The sequence below is a fragment of the Streptomyces otsuchiensis genome (assembly GCF_004305975.1).
GTDB lineage: Bacteria > Actinomycetota > Actinomycetes > Streptomycetales > Streptomycetaceae > Streptomyces > Streptomyces otsuchiensis.
This window is the reverse complement of the sequence record NZ_BHZI01000363.1, coordinates 1-4,819: the sequence shown is the minus strand read 5'-3', so window position 1 is coordinate 4,819 and position 4,819 is coordinate 1. Positions and strand designations below refer to the sequence as shown.

The 4,819-nt window shown below is 72.2% G+C and carries 6 protein-coding genes; all 6 read left to right on the top strand.

The window, feature by feature from the left end:
* Positions 1–594 (top strand): 3-methyl-L-tyrosine peroxygenase-related protein (locus tag E0D90_RS27370; protein ID WP_227870440.1); only part of this gene is annotated, 594 nt, incomplete at its 5' end.
* A gap of 169 nt (positions 595–763) precedes the next feature.
* Complete coding sequence (locus tag E0D90_RS23615; protein ID WP_227870439.1) at positions 764–1,360, top strand: DUF4178 domain-containing protein; 597 nt, start codon at positions 764–766, stop codon at positions 1,358–1,360.
* Positions 1,357–1,884: a DUF2617 family protein gene (locus E0D90_RS23610; RefSeq protein WP_130800009.1), complete on the top strand. Its 528-nt coding sequence runs from the start codon at positions 1,357–1,359 to the stop codon at positions 1,882–1,884. Before E0D90_RS23615 ends, E0D90_RS23610 begins: the two co-directional genes overlap by 4 nt.
* Positions 1,881–2,318 carry a DUF4247 domain-containing protein gene (locus E0D90_RS23605; protein WP_130800008.1) on the top strand — a complete coding sequence of 146 codons (438 nt, stop codon included), beginning with the start codon at positions 1,881–1,883 and terminating at the stop codon, positions 2,316–2,318. Before E0D90_RS23610 ends, E0D90_RS23605 begins: the two co-directional genes overlap by 4 nt.
* A 165-nt stretch (positions 2,319–2,483) precedes the next feature.
* Positions 2,484–2,921, top strand: a complete 438-nt coding sequence (locus E0D90_RS23600; RefSeq protein ID WP_130800007.1) for a DUF350 domain-containing protein — start codon at positions 2,484–2,486, stop codon at positions 2,919–2,921.
* A 263-nt stretch (positions 2,922–3,184) separates the two neighbouring features.
* Entirely contained in the window at positions 3,185–4,801 is a 1,617-nt protein-coding gene (locus E0D90_RS23595) for a polyamine aminopropyltransferase (protein WP_130800011.1), read from the top strand.
* Positions 4,802–4,819: the final 18 nt, after the last annotated feature.

The window sequence follows — 4,819 nt, the reverse complement described above, 5'->3', positions numbered from 1 at the left end:
CGTGAACTCACCGTGGAAGGCGTCACCTACCGGCGCGACGAACACGGCGTCGCCAACTACACCTCCGAGGGAACCACTCCCGCGCCCGCGCTGTTGCGCTGGCGCCTGGGCCACCAGCTGTTCCATCTGCACCTCACGCTGATGAACCGGCTGCTGGACGAGGCGGTCTCCGCCGCCCACGACACGGACTGGCCGCGGCTGCTCCCCGCCCTGGAACGCCTCACGGTCCTCTACGACTCGGCGACCGCCGCCATGACCTACTCCTCCGACTTCGACCGGGCGGTCTACCGGGAACAGGTGCGGCCCACCATGGAACCCCCCTTCGTGAGCCCCGGGTTCTCCGGCGCGTTCAACCGGGAGCACCGCGAGATGACCGCGCTGCTGCGCCGGTTGCGCCGCGCCACGCGCGAGGTCCCAGCGGGCGAGGTCCCAGCGGGCAGGGCCGGACCGCGCGGGGTCCCGGGCGAGGTGCGGATCGCGGAGTCCCGGCTGCGCGCGGCCCAGGCCCGCAACCGCGCCAACCACGAGCGGATCTGTGACAGCTGCGTGCCGGACGGGGGTTCGCTGCTGCGCCGCCATCTGGAACAGGGCTGACGCGAAGGAGCGCCGCCGCGGCCGTCCCGCGCCAGGGCGTGGGGGCGGTCGCCGGGAGGATTCCGGCCGCCGACGGGAACCGTCCGGGCGGCGCCGTGCGTGGAATACTCGGCGGCACAGTGACGTTCGCGGGCTCGGGGGACCAACCATGGTTTATCTGCTGGCAGTTGTGGCAATCGCGGCAATCGTCGCGCTCATCGTCGTGGTGCTGCGGCAGCGACGCGGCGCCACGGCCGCCGCTCCGCCGCTGCCGCGCGACCCGTTCGACGTCGCCGACTCCGCCTCCGGCGACCCGCGCCGGCTGCGCGCCGGCGACATGGTGGAGTTCCTCGGTGAGCGGATGTTCGTGCGGGGGTCGCTGCGCCTCAAGGAGGGCGGCTTCACCTGGGACGAGCACTTCCTCGACGCGCTCAACGAGGACGGTTCCGGCCGCCGCTGGATCTCGGTCGAGGAGGACCCGGACCTCGAAGTGGTCATGTGGACCCCCTACGACGGGCCGGAGTTGTCGCCGACCGCCCGTGAACTCACCGTGGAAGGCGTCACCTACCGGCGCGACGAACACGGCGTCGCCAACTACACCTCCGAGGGAACCACCGGTGTGGGCACGACCGGCCGCGTCGAGTACGCCGACTACTCCGGGCCTGGCGGCAAGGGCCTGGCGTTCGAGCGCTACCTCGACGGGGACGGCCAGGGCACCTGGGAGGCGTCGCTGGGCGAGCGGATTCCCAACGGGACCCTGACCATCTACCCCGGGAGCGACGCATGAGCGCCGTCACCCTGGAGACCCCGTACCTGGACACCGTGCCGGACGACCTGTCGCTGACGCTCGGACTCCCCTCCCAGGAGGCGCTGTTCACCGCCGACGTGCGGCTGGACGGGCTGACCGTGCAGCTGCGGCTGCTCGGCGCCTCCCACCAGGTGTTCGCCGGCCCGATACGTGAGACCGTCGCCTGCCTGGGTGACGGTCGCCCCGGTTGTCTGCCCCGGGTCGTGAGCGAGGAGATCGACGGCTGGAGCTACCGCTTCCGGGCGCGCACCAGCCGCCACTCACGCGCCGCGTTCTCCACCCGCGTCCGGCGGCTGCGCGTCGGCCTCGACGGCCGGCACGGCACTCTCTTCGGCATCTTTCCCGGCTCCCCCGAGGCCGTCACCGCACTGTCGGTGCACCAGGCCGAGCACCCGCGGTTCCGTCGCGACCGCTACCGGCGGCGCGTCGGCTGGCGAACCTGGCACACCTATCCCAACTCCCGCGAGATCGTGGAGACCCAGAGCTGGGCGGTGGCCCGATGAGAGCGCGTGGAACCCTGACGGCGGTCGCCGTCGCACTGGCCCTGATGGTCCTGACCGCGTGCGGCGGCTCCTCGCGTCACAACGAGGTCCCCCGCTCGTACATCACCAGCACCTACACCGCCAGCGGCGCTTACTACCTGGCGAGCAACATGGCACCCGCCAGTGTGGCGAGCGACATCTCCCGCGAGAGCAAGGCGCGCGACCGCGTCAACAAGCGCGACAAGGTCTACCTCCGCTACCACAACGACGTGGTGGCGATCACCAAGCACGAGGACGGCAGCCGGATCGAGATCCGCAACTACCGCAGCGCGCACCGCACTTGGAACACCGACATCGGCACCGTCTGGCCTGCGCCCGGCAGCAGCGGCACCGGCAGCGGCGGCGGGAGCGGCGGAGGCGGCTTCCGCGGCGGCGGCCCCGGATCGGGCAAGTAGTCCCGGGCGGGCTACGGCCGGCGCGGAACAGGGTTGAATGACGGTGCGGCGCGCCCCGCGCCGCACCGTCACCCGTCGCTGTGCCCGGTGTACAACCGGCGCTGTGACGGCAGACGTTGAGGACGATGACACCGCGCGGCGCGGTGTCGGGCGAGAGAGGCGATCGTGGCGGAGATATTCGAGTCTGCGGGCATCACCCTGGCGTACGGGCTGATCGGTTTCGTCGTGATGGCCGCGGGCTTCGGTGCCCTCGACCTCGTCACCCCGCGCCGGCTGGTGGAGGTGGTCTGGAAGGAACGCAACAAGGGCGCCTCCATCGTCCTCAGCGGCCAGATGCTGGGAGTCGGCCTGGTCGTCGCGCAGGCGATCCGTTCCAGCGAGTTCCAGGAGGGCCTGGGCTGGGGCCTGTTCAGCACCCTGGTCTACGGTCTGGCCGGTGTGCTCGTCATGACGCTGGTGTTCGCCATCGTCGGCATCATCACGCCCGGCAAGATGGGAGCCAGCGTGATGGAGGACCACGAGGGGCGGCCGCACCCGGCCGCGTGGGTGCAGGGCACGATGTACATCGGTACGGCCCTCATGGTCTCCGCAGCGCTGTCTTGACCACGCACCACCGCCCCGCGCCCCCGGCCGCCGAGCACGGCGTGACGCCGACCGGCTCCGCGACGCTCACCGGCCCCCGAGCCGAGGCCGGGACGGGCACCGTGGCCGCGACGGGCACCGTGACCGGGGCCGATCCCGGGGCCGGCGCCGGGGAGCAGCCCACACCCGGCAACGGACCCGCACCCACCACCGCACCGGCGGGCGGCTCCGGACAACCGCCGGGCGACGGCGCCGGGCCTCCCGCGGGCGGGACCGGCGGCGGCCTGCCGGACACCCGGCCGCGCCTGGCCCGGGCACTGCTGCTCTTCTCCGTGTTCGCCTGCGCCGCCTGCGGGCTGGCGTACGAGCTGGCGCTGGTGACCCTCGGCAGCTACCTCATCGGCAACACCGTCATGCAGACCTCGCTGGTCCTGTCGGTGATGGTCTTCGCCATGGGGATCGGCTCGCTGGCCGCCAAGCCGCTCCAGCACCGGGCCGTCGGCGCGTTCGCCGCCGTCGAAGGGCTGCTCGCCCTCATCGGCGGGCTGTCGGTGCTCACGCTCTACGCGATGTTCGCCTGGCTCCAGGTCTACACCCCGGCGATGATCGTGATCGCCTTCGTCGTCGGCGTCCTCATCGGTGCCGAGATCCCGCTGCTGATGACCCTGTTGCAGCGCATCCGGCGGCAGGAGGCCGGGAGCGCGGTGGCCGACATGTTCGCCGTCGACTACATCGGCGCCCTGGTCGGCGGTCTCTGCTTCCCGCTGCTGCTGCTCCCGGTGTTCGGCCAGCTGAAGGGCGCGCTGGTGGTCGGCGCGGTCAACGCGGTCTTCGGGATCGCGGTGGTGGTGTGGATCTTCCGGCGCCGGCTGCGCCGCGTCGTCCGGGCCGGACTGCTCACCGGCATGGTGCTGGTGCTCGCCGTCCTGGGCTGCGCGTACGCGCTGGCCGACCGGATCGAGGTCACCGCCCGCCAGCAGCTCTACCGCGACCCGATCGTGCACGCCGAACGCACCGACTACCAGGAGATCGTCGTCACCGAGGCGTTCGGCTTCACCGGCGAACGGGACATGCGGCTGTTCCTCAACGGCGACCTGCAGTTCTCCTCCATCGACGAGTACCGCTACCACGAGGCGCTGGTGCACCCCGCGCTCGCCGGACCGCGCACCTCGGTCCTGGTGCTGGGCGGGGGCGACGCGCTCGCCCTGCGTGAGGTCCTCAAGTACGACGACGTCGAGCAGGTCACCCTCGTCGACCTCGACCCGGCGGTGACCGGGATGGCCGCCTCGTACGAGCCGCTGCGCAGGATGAACGAGGACGCGCTGGCCGACCCGCGGGTGAGCGTCGTCAACGCCGACGCCTTCAACTGGCTGCGGACGGCCCCCGGTCCGTACGACGTGGTGATCGCCGACTTCCCCGATCCGCAGGACGCGCCGACCGCCAAGCTGTACAGCGTCGAGTTCTACACCGTGGTCTCCCAGGTCCTCGCGCCCGACGGGGCGCTCGCCGTCCAGGGCGGCTCACCGTTCTTCGCGCCGCGCTCCTTCTGGTCGATCGAGGCGACGCTGACCGAGGCCGGGTTCGGCACCACGCCGTACCAGGTCGACGTGCCGAGCTTCGGCAACTGGGGCTTCCTGCTGGCCCGTCCGGAAGCCGCCGCGGCCGGCACCACGACGATGGCGGGCGCGGCGCCGGCCGCCGACGGTGACGGGACCGGCGCGTCCGACGGTGAACCGCTACGGCTGGCCGCCGACGCGCCCCCGCTCCGGTTCCTGGACGACGCGGTGCTTCAGGCGGCGACGGTCTTCCCCGTCGACCGGCGCCGCCCCGACGTCCGGCCCAGCACGCTGATGGACCCGGTGGTCGTCCAGTACGCCCGCGACGAGTGGCAGCACGACTGACGCTCCCCGCCTCTGAGA

What these genes read in the sequence shown, in the direction of transcription:
- E0D90_RS23610 (WP_130800009.1), top strand. Translation starts at nt 1,357, where the DNA reads ATGAGCGCCGTCACCCTGGAGACCCCGTACCTGGACACCGTGCCGGAC.
- E0D90_RS23605 (WP_130800008.1), top strand. Translation starts at nt 1,881, where the DNA reads ATGAGAGCGCGTGGAACCCTGACGGCGGTCGCCGTCGCACTGGCCCTG.